Consider the following 20,422-nt stretch of genomic DNA (forward strand, 5'->3'; position numbering starts at 1 on the left):
TGCTGTCCTCGGCCGTCAGGCCGGGACAGTCACGCCCACACAATGTTCGATCAGTGCCACCAGCTCGCGCTGGAACTGTTCCATCAGCCGCTCTATCGTCTCGGCTCTGTAGCGGCGTTTGCTGTAGATGCAGCGGAACGAGAGCACCCCGTCGTAGACCTGCCCTACCGTCTGCAGCTGGTTCACCAGGTTGGCATCGGCGTGGTAGCAATCGCCCGGATCATCGGCGGCTGGCTCCAGCAACGCATGCTCGTCGAAGTGCTGATCGAACTGCCCGAAGTAGTTGAAGGTGACCTCGGCCTGGGCACCTTCAAGCAGTTGCCGACGCATCTCACCCGAACCGAACTGGCGCAAGACCGCGTAGCCGATACCCTTTTCGGGGATGGCTGCCAGCTGCCGCTGCGTACTGCGAATGGCTTGCGCTGCCGTGTCGTCCTGGCGTGATGTGAGGCGGACCGGGAACAGGCTGTTGAACCAGCCGAGGGTACGCGAGACATCGACGCCCTCGAACAGGTCCTCGCGGCCATGGCCTTCCAGTTGCACCATCACCGCCTCTTGGCCGGTCCAGCGGCCCAGTGCACGCCCGAGCGCCGTCAACAAGATGTCATTGACCTGCGTGCCATAGGCAGCCGGGGCCTGCTTCAGGAGCTGCGTCGTTTGTTGCGGCGTCAGCCGGAAATGGCTCACCGCCTGTTGGCTGGAGTGATTCCGACCGCGCGGGTTGTCGCAGGGCAGCTTCCCGGCGCAAGGACGAACCTGATCAAGCCACCAGTCGCCCTGCTGCGCTTCAATGGATGTTGCCTCGGCCTGCAGGCGCTCGACCCATGACCGGTAGCTGCTGGTCCGTGCGGGCAGCACAGGGTCTGTTCCAAGGCAGCACGCCGCATAGGCAGTCTGAAGGTCCTCGAGGAGAATGCGCCATGACACACCGTCCATGACCAAGTGGTGAAGGATCAACAGCAACCGCGCCTGCCCATCCGGCAGCTGGATATGCAGGGTGCGCCAGAGTGGACCTTGCGCCAGGTCGAGGCTGCGTTGCGCCTGGTTGGCCAGTGCCGTCATCGCCTCCATGCTTTCGACACGGTGCAGGCTCAGCCTGGGCGTCGTGCTACCGGAAGGCTCGCCATAGCACTGCATCCACTGCCCGTGCGGCTGGGAGAAACGCAGCCGCAGCGCGTCGTGATGCAGTTCGACATGCTGCAGCGCCTGCTCAAGGGCGACGAGGTTCAGGGCCGCCCGGGGCCTGAGCATCAATGCCTGGTTGAAATGGGCCGGATCAGGCAGATGCTGCTCGAACATCCACTGCTGGATAGGCAGCAGGTTGAACAGGCGCTGGTCGACCTCTGTCGACAGCGGCGCTTCAACCACCGCAGGCGCGGCCTCCCAATTGGCAACGATCGCCTCGATCGTCTGATAACGCATCAAGTCACGCAGCTTGAGGTCCAGGTCGAGCTGCGGATGGTTTCTGACACGAGAGACGACTTGCAGGCTGAGGATGGAGTCCCCTCCCCGCTCGAAGAAATTATCGGTGATGCTCAAATCGTCGACCTGCAGAACCTGTTCCCAGATATCCACCAGGATCGATTCCCGCTGGTTTCTCGCTGCCTGGAACTGCGTCGAAACGAATTCGGGTTCAGGCAATCGCAGGCGGTCGATCTTTCCATTGGGCGTGACAGGGAATTGCGCCAGCTCGATCAGGTAGGCAGGCACCATGTAGTCGGGCAAGTGGTCGGCCAGGCGCGCCTTCAGTTCGCCAGCGATACCCGCCTGCTCACTGACGACGTAGCCTACAAGCTGTTTGCCTACCGGGCTTTCCCTGACCACCACCAGGGCATTGCGGATGCCAGGCTGCGCCCGCAGGCACGCTTCGATCTCACCAAGCTCGACCCGGAAGCCACGCAGCTTGACCTGATGGTCGGTACGCCCCACGTAATCGACCAGCCCATCCAGGCGCTGTCGGACTACGTCGCCACTGCGGTACATGCGCCCGCCCTCGCCAGCCGGATCAGGCACGAATCGTTCCGCCGTCAGGCCCGCACGGCCATGGTAACCACGGGCGATGCCATCACCGCCGATCATCAGTTCACCGGCAAAGCCAATACCTGACGGATTGAGGTCATGGTCGAGGATGTGCAGCGTACGGCAGCCGACCGCATGGCCGATGGGTGCATAGGCAGCCTCGCAACGTGCGCCGCCGCCCACCTTCCAGAGCAACGGCGTGACCACAGTCTCGGTCGGGCCATAGCCATTGGTGAACAGCCGTGGCCTGAGTGCAGCCTTGACCTGCTCGAAGGTCTGCTCGGGCACGGCATCGCCGCCAAAGCAGTAGATATCCACTGGCGGTGGCTCGTGCCCCGCGTCATGCACCGCTTCTGCCAGCTGTTTCAGGTAGGCGGGAGGGAAGCAGGCGATCGTGATTTCATGCTGCCAAAGTGCCTGAAGCGTCTGTTCGGCGGTCCACAACTCGCCATCGCGAATGACCAGAGCGCCTCCGCTCGCAAGCACGCTGAGCCAGCGCTCCTGGGCCCCGTCGAAGGCGAAGGACATGAAGTGCAGTTCTCGCGTCGCAGGCCCCATTTCATAGAGCCGCATGATCGCCTGGCAATGCCGGCTCAGAGGGCCTTGAGACACCGCCACGGCCTTGGGCCTGCCGGTCGATCCCGATGTATAGATCAGATAGGCCAGGCAACGCTCGTCCACGGCAATGTCGACGAACGCCGGGCCTGCATCGGCAGGCTGCGCATCAGGCGCGAGAACGAGCAGGTGGCCATGCTCCGGCAGGGCGTCGCGGCACTCTGGCCGGGTGATCATCAACGACATGCCTGAATCCTGGATCATCCAGGCCAGGCGCTCCATCGGATACTCCAGGTCCAATGGCACATAGGCGGCGCCTGTACGCATTACCGCAAGCAGCGCGACGACCAGCTCCGCCGAGCGTTGCAATGCCACCCCAACCACCGTTTCAGGTCCGGCACCGCTTGCCTGCAAGGCAAGCGCCAGGCGCCCCGAACGGCGGTCCAGCTCCGCATAACTGATGCGCTCATCGCCGCAGACCAGGGCGATGGCATCGGGGCGATCGTGGGCGTGCTCGATGATCAGCTCTGCCATCCGTTCCGGGCGGTAGCTTGCCAGCGCTTGCGTGCCAGTGTCGGCGACAGGGGCGCGCTGCGCAGCGGGCACAATGTCCAGGTTGCCAAGGCGTGCCTGCGCATCCTGCAGCAGGGTTTCTAGCACCGACTCCATGGTCTGGCGAATACCGTCGACCGCCTGTTCGCTGAACGCATTGCGCAGGTAAAGGTACTCGATCATCAGCGTATCGTTGAGGTGAACCGCAAGGTCCATGGGGAAGTTGGTGACCCCCACGTCATTGGAATCACCGAACTCCAGACCTGCCTCGGGCGCCTCACGCAAACCTTCGTCGATGGGGTAGTTCTCGAAGACGATGATGCTGTCGAAGAGTTTCTGCCCCGGCACGGCCGACCAGCGTTGAACCTCGTTCAACGGCGTATGCGACCAGTTGCGCAGCTCGACGTTGTAGGCCTGCAAGGCCTGCAGCCAGTCCGCCAGGCGCATCAGAGGGTCCAGCGTCTGCGACACAGGCAAGGTATTGATGAACAGGCCCAAGGTGGTATCGGCATCCTGTAGCGACTCTGGGCGCCCGGCCACGGTCGCGCCGAAAGTGACGTTGCGCTTGCCCGTGTAGCGCTGCAGCAGCAGAAGCCAGGCGCCCTGGATCAGGGTGTTAGGTGTAATACGCAACGTTCGGCAGTACTGCTGAAGACGTTTGGTCCATGCGGCGTCACGCCGGGTATACAGCGCGTGGTGGCCCGGTTCATCCGAAGTGTGCCGTGGGTACACGGCCTGACTGAGCGACGTCACCTCGCTGTGCGCCAGGCTGCCGCGCCAGAACGCTTCCTGACGAGATTTGTCCTGCGCCTGCAACCAGGCGATGAAATCGCCGTAGCGGCCGCTGGTGCCAGTGACCGGTTGGCCGGCGTAATGCTGCATCAGTTCGGCAAACAGCCTGGACTTGCTCCAGCCATCCATCAACAGGTGATGGCTCGTCCATATCATCTGGTAACTCGACGACGTCAGTCGAACCAGAACCATGCGGTGCAACGGAGCCTGCGTCAGGTCAAAACCTGCCACCAGCTCCTCACGCGCGACCTCACCGGCCAACCTGTCCGGCGCTGCATCCGCCCGGGCGTCGATTTCGCGCATCGGCATGTGCGCCTGGGCGTGCACGATCTGTACCGGCTCATCCAGCCCGACCCAGTGGAAACTGGTGCGCAATACCTCGTGCCGTGCGATGACCGCTGCCCATGCGCCAACGAACGCCTCAATATCGAGCCCGCTGATTGGCAGGCTGACCTGGTTGATATAGAGATCATTACCGCTGTCTTCGATCGAATGGAAGAGCATGCCCTTCTGCGCAGGCGACAGCGGGTACATGTCGGCGATCTCGGCGATCGGAACCGGCAGCTCGTCCAGTTGCATCTGGCTGAGCGAACACAGCGGGAAGTCGGACGGGGTGGCCCCTGCGACGCCTGGCAGGGTGCAGTGCTCGATCAGCGCCAGAAGCTCCAGATGGAACGCTTCAGCCAGGCCTTGAATGGTGGACTCGCTGAAACGCCGTGAGCTGAAGCGCCAGTCGATGCGCAACCCCTCCGGCCATACCCGAGCATCGACCGACAGACCGTTGCCGCATGACGATTCACGCCCTTCCCCGTCCTTCAATGGCTCGAACAGCACGTTGGCCAGCGCCTTCCGGTAGCTGAAGGAGCACTGCGGCACCGGCAATGCGGCCAAGGTTTCCCTGCTGGCTTCGTCTCCCAGATAGCGTAACGCGGCGAACGACAGGCGCTTGTCGGCAGCCGTACGCAACTGTTGCTTGAGCCCCTTGATCGCGCCATCCAGCGTGGTCTTGTCAATGTCGAGAACGACAGGGAACGGATAATCCAGGCAGCCAACCGTGCGGCCCAGATCGACACCCGAGCGTGTCTGGCGACGGGTATCAGCCTGCACGCCAAGGAAGACCCTGTCCTGGCCTGTCCAGCGGGCCAAGACACGCGTCAGCGCGACCAGCAGCAGGTCGCCGGGCTCGGCGCGGTAGGCTGCGGCGGCCTGCTCTGTCAGGCGTCGGGTCAGGTCGAGGTCCAGCCAGGTACCCAACGTTGCACTGTCGGCGGGCGCCCCTGCTTGTCGTGGGCTGCCAACCAGCTCGTCACTGACCCCGGCCAGTGCCTTCTGCCAATGGCTCAATACGCTCGGGCCATCCTCGAGCGAGTCATGCACGGAATACGCCCAGCTCTGAACCGAGGTGGACTTGGCGGGAAGCGCCACAGGCTGCCCTGCTTGGAGCTGCTCGCAGGCCAGGCGCAGATCCTGCAGGACGATGTCCCGGGATGCCTCGTCCATCGCCAGCGCATGGTTTACCAGCAGCAGCCGTTGGCTGCCATCTGCCAGCGTCGCCAGGACTGCCCGGACCAGGATGCCTCTATGGACGTCGAGGCTGGCACTCGCCTGCCTGGCCAACGCGTCCAACTGTGCCGGGTCCTGCACGGCTGCAAGCCACAGCACGGGCTCCTTCTGCCAAAGCGCCTGGTGTTCGGAAAGCGGCGCCCCGTGCGCCTCCTGCGCGGCATTGAACGCCAACCGCAACCCGTCGTGGTGCGCCAATACGGCCTGCAAGGCCTTTTCCGTCGTGTCGGGGTCAAGCGCACGGGTAGGCCTGAGCGTCATCACCACGCTGCCAGGCGCATCACCATTGCCCTGCAGTTCGAAAAAGCGTGCCTGAGCGGGCAGCAAGGGCACCTTGCCGGTGATCGGCCCCTGGTCGAGCGTCGACGTGCCGCCGTCATCCTGCTCTGCCACGGACACCAGCCCTTGGATGGTCTGGTGCTGGAACAATTGCTTGGGCGTGAAACGTATACCTTCCCGACGGGCCCGACTGACGACCTGGATCGACACGATCGAGTCGCCTCCAAGCTCGAAGAAGTTGTCGGTGATGCCCACTCTTTCAAGCTTCAGCACATCGGCCCAGATGCTCACGAGCTTCGCTTGCAGCGCGCTCTGCGGCGGCACGTAGGCTTTCTGCTGCTGGCTCACATCCGGCTTGGGTAGTGCCTTGCGATCCAGCTTGCCATTGGGGGTAAGCGGCAAGGCCTGCAGCGACACCAGGTAGCTCGGCACCATGTAGTCGGGCAATGCCGACTTGAGATGTTGCAGGATTTCCTCATGACTGGCCGCCCCTTCATCAAGCACCAGGTACGCAGCCAGCTGCTTGGCATGGAGCCCGTCGATGTCGATCACTACCGCCTCGCGAACACCCGCATGCTCAAGCAGGCTGGATTCGATCTCGCCCAGCTCGATGCGCAAGCCGCGGATCTTCACCTGATGATCGATACGCCCCGCGTACTCGATCACGCCCCCTGTTCGATAACGCGCCAGGTCGCCGGTGCGGTACAGCCGCCCCCCACCCTGCTGGCTGGCATCATGAGGGTCCGGGACGAACCGTTCGGCGGTAAGGCTCGGCCTGCGATGGTAGCCTCGCGCCAAGCCGACGCCGCCCAGGTAGAGCTCGCCGTTTGCGCCATGAGGAAGCGCAAGCAGATCGCGGCTGAGAATGTGCGTCTTGAGGTTGTCGATGGGCGTGCCGATCGGGACGCTGCCCGGGCACGATGGCCGGCAGGTCCAGTGGGTTACGTCGATCGCAGCTTCGGTAGGGCCATAAAGGTTGTACAGGCCAGCGTGTGGCAATCGGGCCAAGGTCTGCTCCGACAGATCGGCAGGCAACGCCTCGCCACTGCAGACGACACGTCGCAAGGTATCGCAGCGCTCGACATGCTCGCAGGTCATGAAGGCCTGCAACATCGATGGCACGAAATGCAACGTCGTCACGCCGTGTCTCTGAATGGTGCTCACCAAGCGCTCAGGGTCGCGGTGGTCACCCGGTTCCGCAAGCGCCAGCCTGGCGCCGGTCAACAGGGGCCAGAAGAACTCCCACACCGAGACGTCGAAGCTGAAGGGGGTCTTTTGCAGGACCGTATCAGTGGCGCCCAGACCATAGGCCTTCTGCATCCAGACAAGGCGATTGACCAATGCCTGGTGCGCGTTGGCTGCACCTTTCGGTCGCCCTGTCGAGCCCGAGGTGTAAATCACGTAGGCAAGGTGTTCGGGGTGGGTGAGGTGCACGGGATCGTCGGCGCTGAAAGCCGTCAGCCAACTGTCGTCGTCATCCAGCACAATGCTGCGCACACTGGAAGGGATCGGCAGGTGTTCGAGCAACGCACGCTGCGTCAGCAGTAACCCGATACCGCTGTCGTCCATCATGTAAGCAAGCCGATCCCTCGGATACTCAGGGTCGAAGGGAACGTAGGCGCCGCCGGCCTTGAGGATCGCCAGCAGGCCAACGACCATTTCCAGCGAGCGTTCGACCGCGATGCCGACCAGCACGTCGGGCCCTACCCCTTGCTCACGCAATGCGTGAGCGAGGCGGTTGGCGCGCTGATTGAGCTGTCGATAGGTGAGCTGCTGTTCGCCGAACAGAACGGCCAAGGCATCAGGTGTTTCGCCTGCCTGCGCCTCGATCAACTGATGCACGCTCCGATCACCGGGATAAGGTGCCTGGGTGTGGTTCCAGTGTTCGAGAATTTCCTGCTGTTCACCGGCCGCGAGCAGGGGCAGCTCGCCGATCCGTTGCCGAGGATGGTCGACGATCGATTGCAGCAGGTTGATCCAGTGCCGCGCCATGCGTTGCACGGTTGGCTCATCGAACAGCGCCGTGGCGTAATTGAGCTCTGCCGAGATACCTTCGTCGTGCTCGACGGTGTTCAAGGTCAGGTCGAACTGCGCCGTCTTGCGTTGCCAGGCAATGTTCTCGACCAGCAGGCCAGGCAGGCTACGCCGCGTACCTGCGGCGACTTTCTGGTGGTTGTACATGACCTGGAACAGCGGGCTGTGGCTCAGGCTGCGCTCAGGGTGCAGCGCCTCGACCAGTTGTTCGAAAGGCAGGTCCTGGTGGGCTTGGGCATCCTGCGTCATCTGACGCGTCTGGGCCAGCAGGTCGCTGAAGTGCACAAGCGAACCGAACTCGGCCTTGAGCACCTGGGTGTTGACGAAAAAGCCGATCAGCCGCTCGGTTTCGACACGGTTGCGGTTCGCGACCGGGATGCCGATGCGGATATCATCCTGCCCACAGTACCGATGCAGCAAGGTCTGGAAGCTGGCCAGCAGCAGCGTGAAGAGTGTCGCACCCTGCTGCTGCGCCAGTTGCTTGAGGGCATCGGCCAGACGGCGTTCGATCTCAAGGTGCACACTGGCGCCCTCGAAACACTGGTTCGCTGGGCGCGGGCGGTCGCTGGGCAGCTCGAGAACCGGGTGCTCGGTACCCAGGTGCTGCTTCCAGAACGCCAACTGTCGTTCCTGCTCCCCCGCTTCCATCCAGTGCCTTTGCCAGATGGCATAGTCGGCGTACTGGATCGGCATCTCGGGAAGCGCGAGGGGCTGGCCCATGCAGTGATGCGCGTAGTGCTGGATCAGCTCTTCGACCATCAGGTGCATCGACGAGCCGTCAGTGGCGATATGGTGCAGCGTAATGATCAGCACATGATCATCTTCTGCTACCTGTAGCAGCCTGACTCGAACAGGTCGCTCGTGCTCAAGATCGAAAGGCGCGCGGGCCTCGGCCTCTACAAGCGCCTGCAGGCGCTGTTCGAGATCGATTGCCGGTTCGCGGTCAACCTGCTCGACATCGAGCGTGAACACGCTTTGTGGATGAATGATCTGCACCACCTGATCGTCGTTCAGACCAAACGTGGTTCGCAGGGTCTGGTGGCGTGCCTGCAGTGCCTCGAAGCTCGCGCGCAACGCCTCGCTATCCAGTTCGCCCTTGAGCCTCAAGGCGACAGGCAGGTTGTAGGCAGATCCCTGGGGGTCCATCTGCCAAAGGAACCACTGGCGCTGTTGGGCGAACGAAACCGGAATGACGTCGAACAGTGTTTGAACGCAAGGCACTGGCAAGTTGGCCGGAGAAATGTTCTCGGCGTGCATCTTCTGCAGATACAGCTTGCGCTTGGCCAACGGCAGCGTGACAAAACGCTTGGCGATATTCAGCGCGGCATCATTACTCATTCATTCACCTCGAACTCTTCAAAAAGCATATCCAGACGCTGCAGTTTTTCGTCGAAAGCCGACGCGTCGCCGATGGATTCGATGTATCTGGCGAAATCGCCCAGGACCGGGTGCTGGAACAGCACGGCCGGTTCCACGGTCAATCCCAGGGAAAGTTGCAAGCGCGAGAGCACCGACAGCGCCAGCAGCGAATGCCCTCCCAGGTCGAAGAAGTTGTCATTGAGACCGACCTTCTCGACATTCAGCAGCTGCGCCCAGACGGCAGCGACCTGCTGCTCGACCTCGCTCTGCGGCGCGACATGGCCTTGCTGCGATACGCCAAGGTCAGGCTGGGGCAAGGCTTTGCGGTCGAGCTTGCCGTTGGGCGTCAGCGGCAGCGCATCGAGCCAGGTCAGGTACGCGGGGACCATGTAATCCGGCAAGGACGCGCGCAGCTGCTCGCGCAGGTGCCGACGCAAGGCGCTGCGCTGCTCCTCCGTCGCGACCGCTTCGCCGCTCGAGACCAGGTAGCCGGCCAGTTGCTTGCCGCCAGGCCCATCGATGTCGATGACCACCGCCTCGCGCACCGCAGGATCATCAATCAGCCTTGCCTCGATCTCGCCCAGTTCGATGCGATAGCCACGCACCTTCACCTGGTGGTCGATGCGGCCCACGTACTCGAGCAGGCCATCGTTGCGATAGCTGGCCAGGTCACCCGTACGGTAGAGCCTGCCACCGCCCTGCCCGCTACGATCGTAGGGGTCCGGGACGAAGCGCTCGGCGGTCAACGCGGCACGGCGCTGATACCCCCGGGCCAGGCCATCGCCACCGATCATCAGTTCCCCGGCCATGCCGGCCGCGGCTGTCGAGAGATCGTGCGCCATGACCTGCAAGGTGGTGTTGGCGATCGGCTTGCCCAGCAACGGCAAGGGGTGTTCGTTGTCCAGGCAGTACGCCGCCGACCAGATCGTCGTTTCGGTTGGCCCGTAAAGGTTCCAGATGCGCCCGCACAACGGCAGGAGCTGCTCGGCCAGGTCGACAGGCAGTGCCTCACCGCCACTGATGACCTTACAGCCACGCAAGGTCTGCGCCGGCAGCGCCTGCAGCAGCATGCGCCAGGTCGACGGTGTGGCCTGGATGGTGGTGATGGCATGGCGCTCGATCACCGCCTGCAGCGCCGACGGGTCTTTGTTCTGGCGCTCGCCGAGCAGTACCACCGAAGCCCCGGCCAACAGCGGCAGGTACAGCTCCAGGCCGGCGATGTCGAACGACAGCGAAGTCAGCGCAAGGACCCGGTCGCTGGCGTCGATCCCAGGCTCGACAGCCATGCTGGCGAGGAAGTTGACCAGTGCCTGGTGGCGTACCTCGACCCCCTTGGGCCGACCGGTGGAACCGGAGGTGTAGATGCAATAGGCGAGATGCTCGGGATGCTGCACGATGCCGAGATTCTCGCCATCGAAGGCCTCGACCTGATGCCAGTCGCTGTCCAGGCACCAGGCCTGCGCGCCGTGCGTGGGCAGTTGCGGCAGCAGATGGCTGAGGGTCAGCAGCAAGTGCGCCCCACTCTGCTCCATCATGTACGCCAGGCGCTCGCGGGGGTATTCCGGGTCCAGTGGCACATAGGCGCCGCCGGCCTTGAGAATCGCCAGCAGGCCCACGACCATTTCCACCGACCGTTCGACAGCAATCGCGACCAGCACATCTGGCCCGACGCCCAACGTGCGCAACTTGCTCGCCAGCCGGTTGGCACGCTGGTTGAGTTCGCGGTAGCTCAAGGTCTGTTCGGCAAACCGCAATGCCGGGGCCTCAGGGGTACGCGCGACCTGCATTTCGAACAGCTCGGGCAGGCAGTGCGCCTGCGGGTACTGCATCTGGGTACGGTTCCAGTCGCGGACGATGCGCTGTTGCTCCTGGTCATCGAGCATCTGCAGTTCACCGACAGGGGTATCGGCGTGTTGCACCAGCGCGTGCAGCAGATTGGCAAAGTGCCGGGCGATCTGTTCGACGCCGGTGTCGCCGAGGTGGCTGCGGTCGTAGTGGTAATGGATCGTCAGCGCATTGCCCGACTCGATCATCAGCGTCAATGGATAGTTGGTCCGCTCACGATTCTGCGTGCCCGAAAACACCAGGCCTGCGCTGGAATCCTGCTGCAGGACTTCGCCGACCGGGTAGTTCTCGAACACCAGCAGCGTGTCGAACAACTGCTCACCGGCCGAGCCCGCCCAACGCTGAATGTCATAGAGCGGCGTGTGCTCATGTTCGCGCATGCTCAGGTTCTGCGCCTGCAGACGTTCGACCCACTCCCCCACCCGCAGGTCAGGCTGCAGCCTGCCAGCCACCGGCAAGGTGTTGATGAACAGGCCCAGCTGCTGCTCGACACCGCGCAGGTCTGCCGGCCGTCCGGCAACCGTGGCACCAAATGCCACGCCTTCCTGGCCGGTATAGCGGTGCAACAGCAGTAGCCAGGCAGCCTGCAGCAAGGTATTGACCGTCACTCGCCGTTGCCTGGCAAACGCGCTCAACGCCTGGAAGCACGCCGGGTCGAGCGTCTGATGATGTTCGCCATGGCCAGTGTCAACGCGGCTGCGATCCTGACGCAGCGCCTGAGCCAGCCGCGTGGGTTCGGTGAGGTGCAGCAATTGCTGGCGCCAGAACGTCTCGCTCTGCCCCGCGTCCTGGCGCTGCAGCCACTCGATATAGTCGCGGTAGCGGCCTGCCGGGCGCTCCAGGGCAACGCCTGCGTAGTGTTGCAACACCTCGCCCAGCAGCTGCGCATTGCTCCAGCCATCCATCAGGATATGGTGGCTGGTGAAAATCAGGTGATGCCGGCCGCTGCCTGTACGGATGGCCGTCAGTCGCAGCAACGGTGCGGCCTGCAAGTCGAAGCCACGCCGACGATCCGCCTCGGCCCAGGCATCCAGACGCCCCTCGAGGTCATCCTCGTCGGCCCAGTCAAGCACGTCGAACGGCAGCTCGACGTGCTTGCGAATCACCTGCACCGGGCGTTCCAGATGGGCGACGAATGCGGCGCGCAATACGTCGTGTCGATCCAGCATTGCCTGCCAGGCACGCTTGAAACGCTCGATATCCAGCCCCGAGACGTTGACTCGCATCTGATTGACGTACTCACCCTGGCCCTGCTCGAAGACCGTGTGAAACAGCATGCCCTGCTGCATGGGCGAGAGCGGATAGATGTCATCGATGGCAGCCGCCGGGATCGGCAACGCATCCAGCTGGGCCTGGTCCAGCGCTGCCAGCGGCACATCGGACGGTGTCAGGCCCACCGCGCCCTGGCTGACGCAATGGTCGATCAACACCTGGAGTTCAGTCATGTAGTCGTCGGCCAGGGCCTGAACCGTGGCGCGGTCGAACATGGCCTGGCTGAAGGTCCAGGCCAGGCTCAACTCACCGGCATAGACCTGCCCGTTGATCGACAGCAGGTTTTCCAGCAGGGCCTCGGCAGACTGGCTGGCGCCGCTGCTTTCGCTGGCTGGCTGCAGGAATCGCTCGGTGCCCGGGCCCGCGCCTTCGGCAAAGGTACTGTCAAGCTGCCCCAGGTAATTGAAGGTGATGGGGGGAACTGGCAGGCCAGCCAGCACATTGTGCGCGTGCGAATCCCCCAGGTAGCGCAGCGCGCCATAGCCGATGCCCTTGTCAGGGATGGCGCGAAGTTGCTCCTTGATCTGCTTGATGGAGGCGCCGAGGTCCGACGCAGCGGTCAGCTTCACGGGGAAGAGGCTGGTCAGCCAGCCGACCGTCCGCGTCAGGTCGACCGCATCGAACAGGTCTTCACGGCCGTGCCCTTCCAGTTGCACCAGCACGTCTTCGCGCTGAGTCCAACGGGCAACCACCCGGGCCAGCGCGGTCAGCAGCAAGTCGTTGACTTGGGTGCGGTATGCCGTCGGCGCCTGTTGCAACAGCCGTGAGGTCTGCTGCCGATCCAGACGCGCATGCACCGTCGCGCCGTGGCGGCCATGCAACGATCCATCCGCCCTGTCCAGAGGCAGTTGCGGGTCAACCCCTTGCAACTGCGACTGCCAATAGCCGAGCTCTGCCTGCAGCGCTTCGCTTTGCGCGTAGGCCTGCAGCCGTTCGGCCCAGGCTTTGGTCGAGGTGGTCTTGGCGGGCAACACGGCAGGCTGACCTGCCACGTGACGGTCATAGGCGTTTTGCAGGTCTTCCAGGAGAATGCGCCAGGACACGCCATCCACCGCCAGGTGATGGATCACTAGCAGCAGGCGCTGGCTGCCATCGGGCAGGGTCGCCAATACACCGCGCAACAGCGGCCCCTGCTGCAGGTTCAGGCTGCGCTGCGCGCGCTCGCACAGGGCGTGTAGCGCGTCAGGATCGGTCAGGGTTTCGGCCCACAGCAACCCGGCCTCGACGTCGCCCGGCGCGCAATGAGCGGCGTGCCAAGCGCCCGCGTCCTGGGGTGGCATGAAGCGCAGGCGCAACGCATCGTGATGCTCGAGCAGCGTGTGCAAGGCCTTCTCCAGCGCGGTGCTATCGATGACCTTGGTCGAGGTCAGCAGAACCGCCTGGTTCCAGTGATGGGGCTCGGCGATCGACTGTTCGAGGAACGCCTGCTGGATCGGCAGCAAGCGTGTCTCGCCGATCACCGGCGCCTGGTCGATCTGCGGGCCGTTGCCTTCCATGCGCGTGGCCACCGAGGCCAGGTCTTGTACGGTCTGATGCTGGAACAGCGCCTTGGGCGTGAAGCGGATACCGGCCTGCCTTGCCCGGCTGACGACCTGGATCGAGATGATCGAGTCCCCTCCCAGTTCGAAGAAGTTGTCCGTCACGCCGACCTGATCGAGCTTCAGCACCTCGGCCCAGATCGCCGCGATCTGTTGCTCCAGCGCGTTGCGCGGGGCCACGTAGCTGTCCTGCAGCACGCTGGCGTCGGGCTTGGGCAGGGCCTTGCGGTCCAGCTTGCCGTTGGCCGTCACCGGCAGGCGCTCGAGGAACAGCAAGTGGGTCGGGACCATGTAGTCGGCCAGGCCGAGCCGGAGGTGCTCGCGCAGTTCGCCGCGCAGCGCGTTCTGTTGCTGTGGGTCGCTCGGCAGGTCGCCAGCCATGACCAGGTACGCGGCCAGTTGCTTGCCACCCGGCCCGTCGATGTCCAGCACCACCGCCTCGCGCACGCTCGGCTGCTCGAGCAGGCGCGTCTCGATCTCGCCCAGCTCGATGCGCAGCCCGCGGATTTTCACCTGGTGATCGAGACGGCCCTTGTAGTCGATCACCCCGTCGGCCCGATACCGCGCCAGGTCGCCGGTGCGGTACAGGCGACCGCCGCCTTGTGCCGTGTTGTCGAAGGGGTCCGGGACGAAACGTTCGGCCGTCAGCGCCGGGCGACGGTGATAGCCACGGGCCAGGCCGATGCCGCCCAGGTACAGCTCGCCAGCCGCGCGCGGGGCGACACTCTGCAGCCCGGCACCGAGGATGTGGGTTTTCAGGTTGCCGATCGGGCGGCCAATCGGCACGCCGCTGTCGCTGCCCGGGCGGCAGGTCCAGTGGGTGACATCGATGGCCGCTTCGGTCGGGCCGTAGAGGTTGTACAACTGTGCGCCGGGCAGGCGTGCCAGGGTCTGTTGCGCCAGCTCTGCAGGCAAGGCTTCGCCGCTGCACACCACGCGCTTGAGACTGCTGCAGCGCTCGACCTCGGCGCTGCCCATGAACGCTTGCAGCATCGACGGGACAAAGTGCAGCGTGGTCACCGCGTACTGCCTGATCACCTCCACCAGGCGCTCCGGATCACGGTGCTCGCCCGGTTGCGCCACGGCCAGGCGTGCGCCGGCCAGCAGCGGCCAGAAGAACTCCCAGACCGAGACGTCGAAACTGAACGGGGTTTTCTGCAGCACCGTATCGCCGGCATCCAGGCCGTAGGCCTGCTGCATCCAGCACAGGCGGTTGACCAGCGCGCGATGGCTGTTGCCCGCGCCCTTGGGCCGGCCGGTGGAGCCGGAGGTGTAGATCACGTAGGCCAGGTTGCCCGGGCGGGTGTGGTGCACCGGGTCGGCGTCGCTGTAGCCCGGCAGCGGTTCGAGCAGCAGTGGCTGCACACCCTCAGGTACCGGCAACTGCGCCAGCAGGTGGGCTTGCGTCAGCAGCAGGCCGATGCCGCTGTCCTGCATCATGTAGGCCAGGCGCTCGGCGGGGTATTCCGGGTCCAGCGGCACATAGGCGCCACCGGCCTTGAGGATGCCCAGCAGGCCGATGACCATGTCCACGCTGCGCTCGGCGGCAATGCCCACCAGCACGTCCGGCCCCACGCCCTGTTCGCGCAGCTTGTGCGCCAGCTGGTTGGCGCGGCGGTTCAGCTCACGGTAGCTCAGGGCCTGTTCGGCAAACACCAGCGCCGGCGCGTCCGGGGTGGCGGCGGCTTGCGCCTCGATCAGTTGCTGCAGACACTGCTCCAGCGGGTAGTCGGCGTGGGTGCGGTTCCAGTCGTGAACCACCTGTTGCTGCTGCGCGGCATTCAACAGCGGCAGCTCGGCGATGCGCTGCTGCGGCTGGGCGACGATGGCGGCCAACAGGCCCTGCCAGTGCCCGGCAAGCTGGGCGATGGTGGCTTCATCGAACAAGGCCGTTGCGTAGGTCAGGAACGCACCGATGCCGTGTTCATGCTCGACAGTGTTCAATGCAAGGTCGAACTGGGTGGTATGGATTTCCCAGTCGAGCGCCTCCAGGGTCAGGCCTGGCAGGCGCCGCGTCTGGCCCCTGCCCTCGCTGCCGTGGTTGTGCATCACCTGGAACAACGGACTATGGCTGAGGCTGCGCTCTGGCTGCAGGGCTTCGACCAGTTGCTCGAACGGCAGGTCCTGATGCGCCTGTGCGCCGAGCCCGGCCTGGTGAACGTGCGCGACCAGCTCGTCGAAGGTGGTGCTCAGGTCGAATTCGGCCTTGAGTACCTGGGTGTTGACGAAAAAGCCGATAAGCCCCTCGACTTCGCTGCGAGTGCGGTTGGCGATCGGGACGCCGACGCGGATGTCGTTCTGCCCGCTGTAGCGGTGCAACAACGCCTGGAAGCTTGCCAGCAGCAAGGTGAACAGCGTCACGCCCTGACGCTTGGCCAACTGCTTCAGCGACTCTGCCAGCGCATCGGCAATGGCGATGTCGAGGCGTGCCCCTGCATGGCTCTGCACTGCACCGCGCGGGCGGTCCAGCGGCAACTCCAGTACCGGCTGTTCGTCCCCCAGATGGGCCGTCCAGTAGCCCAGTTGCTTCTCGCGTTCACCCGCTTCCATGAACTGCCGTTGCCACAGCGCGTAGTCGGCATACTGCACAGGGAGCGGCGGCAATTGCAGCGCCTGCCCGGACTTGCCGGCCTCGTAGAAACGCACCAGCTCGTCGACCATGATCGGTGTCGACCAGCCATCGGAGACGATGTGGTGCAGGGTCAGCACCAGTACATGGTCATCCGCCGCCAGACGCAGCAGCTTGACCCGCAGCAAGGGCCCCTGCTCAAGGTCGAATGGCTGCTGAACTTCCTGCTCGACCCATGCCTTCAATGCCGCGCTGGCATCGGCATCGACGGCCTTGAGTGTATCGATGACCAGCTTGACGGGCGCTTCGGGGTGAATCACCTGCACCGGCTGGTCGTTGTCGAGGTGAAAGGTGGTACGCAGGGTTTCGTGTCGCGCGATCAGGGCATCGAAGCTGGCCTGCAGCGCCTGAAGGTCAAGATCGCCCTTCAGACGCAGGGCGACCGGAATGTTGTATGCGCTGCCCTGGGGGTCCATTTGCCAGAGAAACCATTGCCGCTGCTGGGCGTAGGACAACGCCAGCGCTTCCCCCGGCGCTCTCGCAGGGATCGGCGCGACTCCGTACAAGTTGATTCCCTGACGCTTCAGGAGCATGGCCAGAGCGTGACGCTCTTTGGTGGACAACGATTTGACGGAGTCGAGCAACGCTTGCACTGATGTATCCCCTATGAAATCAGTTCATCAATTTCCTCCGTGGTTAGACGTTTGAGCGCCTCCAGCGATTTAGCCAGTTCTGCCTGAATCGGATCGATTTGCTGATTTTTCTCTTCGAGGCGACGAGAGAAATCCGCCAGCAGGGGATGCTCGAACAGCTCCTTCAAAGTGGCGTCGATGCCTGTCGCCTCGCGCACACGCACGATCACCTGGGTGGCCGACAGCGAATGGCCACCCAGGACGAAGAAGCCATCGTTCAGGCCAACCCTTTCGAGCTTCAGCACGTCTGCCCAGATCGCCGCGATCTGTTGCTCCAGCGCGCTGCACGGGGCCACGTAGCTGTCCTGCAGCACGCTGGCGTCGGGCTTGGGCAGGGCTTTGCGATCCAGCTTGCCGTTGGCCGTCACCGGCAGGCGCTCGAGGAACAGCAAGTGGGTCGGGACCATGTAGTCGGCCAGGCCGAGCCGGAGGTGCTCGCGCAGTTCGCCGCGCAGCGCGTTCTGTTGCTGTGGGTCGCTCGGCAGGTCGCCAGCCATGACCAGGTACGCGGCCAGTTGCTTGCCACCCGGCCCGTCGATGTCCAGCACCACCGCCTCGCGCACGCTCGGCTGCTCGAGCAGGCGCGTCTCGATCTCGCCCAGCTCGATGCGCAGCCCGCGGATTTTCACCTGGTGATCGAGACGGCCCTTGTAGTCGATCACCCCGTCGGCCCGATACCGCGCCAGGTCGCCGGTGCGGTACAGGCGACCGCCGCCTTGTGCCGTGTTGTCGAAGGGGTCCGGGACGAAACGTTCGGCCGTCAGCGCCGGGCGACGGTGATAGCCACGGGCCAGGCCGATGCCGCCCAGGTACAGCTCGCCAGCCGCGCGCGGGGCGACACTCTGCAGCCCGGCACCGAGGATGTGGGTTTTCAGGTTGCCGATCGGGCGGCCAATCGGCACGCCGCTGTCGCTGCCCGGGCGGCAGGTCCAGTGGGTGACATCGATGGCCGCTTCGGTCGGGCCGTAGAGGTTGTACAACTGTGCGCCGGGCAGGCGTGCCAGGGTCTGTTGCGCCAGCTCTGCAGGCAAGGCTTCGCCGCTGCACACCACGCGCTTGAGACTGCTGCAGCGCTCGACCTCGGCGCTGCCCATGAACGCTTGCAGCATCGACGGGACAAAGTGCAGCGTGGTCACCGCGTACTGCCTGATCACCTCCACCAGGCGCTCCGGATCACGGTGCTCGCCCGGTTGCGCCACGGCCAGGCGTGCGCCGGCCAGCAGCGGCCAGAAGAACTCCCAGACCGAGACGTCGAAACTGAACGGGGTTTTCTGCAGCACCGTATCGCCGGCATCCAGGCCGTAGGCCTGCTGCATCCAGCACAGGCGGTTGACCAGCGCGCGATGGCTGTTGCCCGCGCCCTTGGGCCGGCCGGTGGAGCCGGAGGTGTAGATCACGTAGGCCAGGTTGCCCGGGCGGGTGTGGTGCACCGGGTCGGCGTCGCTGTAGCCCGGCAGCGGTTCGAGCAGCAGTGGCTGCACACCCTCAGGTACCGGCAACTGCGCCAGCAGGTGGGCTTGCGTCAGCAGCAGGCCGATGCCGCTGTCCTGCATCATGTAGGCCAGGCGCTCGGCGGGGTATTCCGGGTCCAGCGGCACATAGGCGCCACCGGCCTTGAGGATGCCCAGCAGGCCGATGACCATGTCCACGCTGCGCTCGGCGGCAATGCCCACCAGCACGTCCGGCCCCACGCCCTGTTCGCGCAGCTTGTGCGCCAGCTGGTTGGCGCGGCGGTTCAGCTCACGGTAGCTCAGGGCCTGTTCGGCAAACACCAGCGCCGGCGCGTCCGGGGTGGCGGCGGCTTGCGCCTCGATCAGTTGCTGCAGACACTGCTCCAGCGGGTAGTCGGCGTGGGTGCGGTTCCAGTCGTGAACCACCTGTTGCTGCTGCGCGGCATTCAACAGCGGCAACTCGGCGATGCGCTGCTGCGGCTGGGCGACGATGGCGGCCAACAGGCCCTGCCAGTGCCCGGCAAGCTGGGCGATGGTGGCTTCGTCGAACAGCGCGGTTGCGTAGGTCAGCGACACTGCAATCCCTGCCCCGTGCTCCACGGTCTCCAGCGTCAGGTCAAACTGCGCGGTCCCGCGTTCCCAGTTCAGGGTCTCGACAGCCAAGCCAGGCAGCTGCCGACCCTGCCCGCGCGCTTCGGTCTGGTGATTGAACATGACCTGGAACAACGGGCTATGGCTGAGGCTGCGCTCTGGCTGCAAGGCCTCGACCAGCTGCTCGAACGGCAGGTCCTGATGGGCCTGAGCACCCGAGACGCGTCGCTGAGTCTGCTCAAGCAGTTCAGTGAAGGTCATCCCCAGGTCGAAGTCCGCCTTGAGTACCTGAGTGTTGACGAAAAAGCCGATCAGGCCTTCGGTCTCCATTCGATTGCGGTTGGCCGTGGGTATGCCGACACGGATATCGTTCTGCCCGCTGTAGCGGTGCAGCAAGGTCTGGTAGCTGGCCAGCAGGAGCATGAACACCGTCACGCCCCGATCACGCGCCAGCTGCTTGAGGCCGGCACACAGTGTGTCGTCCAGGCTGATATCCAGGCTTGCACCTGCCCGGCTCTGCAAGGCCGGGCGAGGACGGTCGATCGGCAGTTCCAGCACCGGCTGCTCACCACCCAGCTCGGCCTCCCAGTACGCCAGCTGACGCGCCAGCTCGCCCGCTTCCATGCACCGGCGTTGCCAGATGGCATAGTCGGCATACTGGATCGGCAGTTCCGGCAACGACGCCGGCTGGCCAAGGCGATGCCCCTCGTAACTGCGGATCCACTCGTCCAGCAGTATCGGCATCGACCAGCCATCGGAGACGATATGGTGCATGACCAGGATCAGCACATGGTCGGCCTCGTTCACCTGCAGCAGCCTTACCCGCCACAGGGGCGCCTGCCCCAGGTCGAAAGGCTGGCCGGCCTCTTCTTCGATGCGACGTTCAAGGCGCTCGGCGAAATCAGCGTCGGGTGCCGCTGCAAAGGGCTCCCGCACAATGTCCACCCGCACACTCGGTTCAATGACCTGGACAGGCTGGTCGCCGTCCTGGGCAAAAGCGGTGCGCAGGCTTTCGTGGCGGTGCACCAGGTCTTCCAGGCTACGCTGCAGAAGCGCGGGGTCCAATGCGCCCCTGAAACGCAGGGCCATGCTGATGTTGTAGGCCGCGCTTTCGGGCTCGAACTGCCAAAGGAACCACTGGCGCTGCTGGGCATACGACAACCCGATGGGCCCCCATTCGTCCCGTATCCGCGGGATCGGCAGCCGAGCGAAGCTCATGCCCTTGGACTGCATCTTTTCAAAGAATTGCTTGCGCTGCTCCAGTGGCAGGTGCAGGAACCGTTTAACCAGCTCGATGTTCTGGGCCGTCAT

The 20,422-nt window shown here is 64.4% G+C and carries 3 protein-coding genes; all 3 read right to left on the reverse strand.

Features of this window, described 5'->3' with window-relative positions; all coding sequences use genetic code 11:
* Positions 1-15 precede the first annotated feature (15 nt).
* From QQ992_RS19475 to QQ992_RS19485, 3 genes are read right to left on the reverse strand one after another with little or no spacing between them, the layout of a single operon-like run.
* Positions 16-9,132 (reverse strand): non-ribosomal peptide synthetase, encoded by a 9,117-nt coding sequence (locus QQ992_RS19475; RefSeq protein WP_286110745.1) that lies wholly within the window; start codon positions 9,130-9,132, stop codon positions 16-18.
* A complete protein-coding gene (locus QQ992_RS19480) occupies positions 9,129-17,030 on the reverse strand; it encodes an amino acid adenylation domain-containing protein (protein ID WP_433963093.1) in 7,902 nt (2,633 codons plus the stop codon). Before QQ992_RS19480 ends, QQ992_RS19475 begins: the two co-directional genes overlap by 4 nt.
* Before the next feature lie 11 nt (positions 17,031-17,041).
* Entirely contained in the window at positions 17,042-20,422 is a 3,381-nt protein-coding gene (locus QQ992_RS19485; RefSeq protein WP_286110746.1) for an amino acid adenylation domain-containing protein, read from the reverse strand.

The organism is Pseudomonas kurunegalensis, from assembly GCF_030291635.1.
Lineage (GTDB): Bacteria > Pseudomonadota > Gammaproteobacteria > Pseudomonadales > Pseudomonadaceae > Aquipseudomonas > Aquipseudomonas monteilii.

What these genes read in the sequence shown, in the direction of transcription:
- QQ992_RS19475 (WP_286110745.1), bottom strand. Translation starts at nt 9,132, where the DNA reads ATGAGTAATGATGCCGCGCTGAATATCGCCAAGCGTTTTGTCACGCTG.
- QQ992_RS19485 (WP_286110746.1), bottom strand. Translation starts at nt 20,422, where the DNA reads ATGACGGCCCAGAACATCGAGCTGGTTAAACGGTTCCTGCACCTGCCA.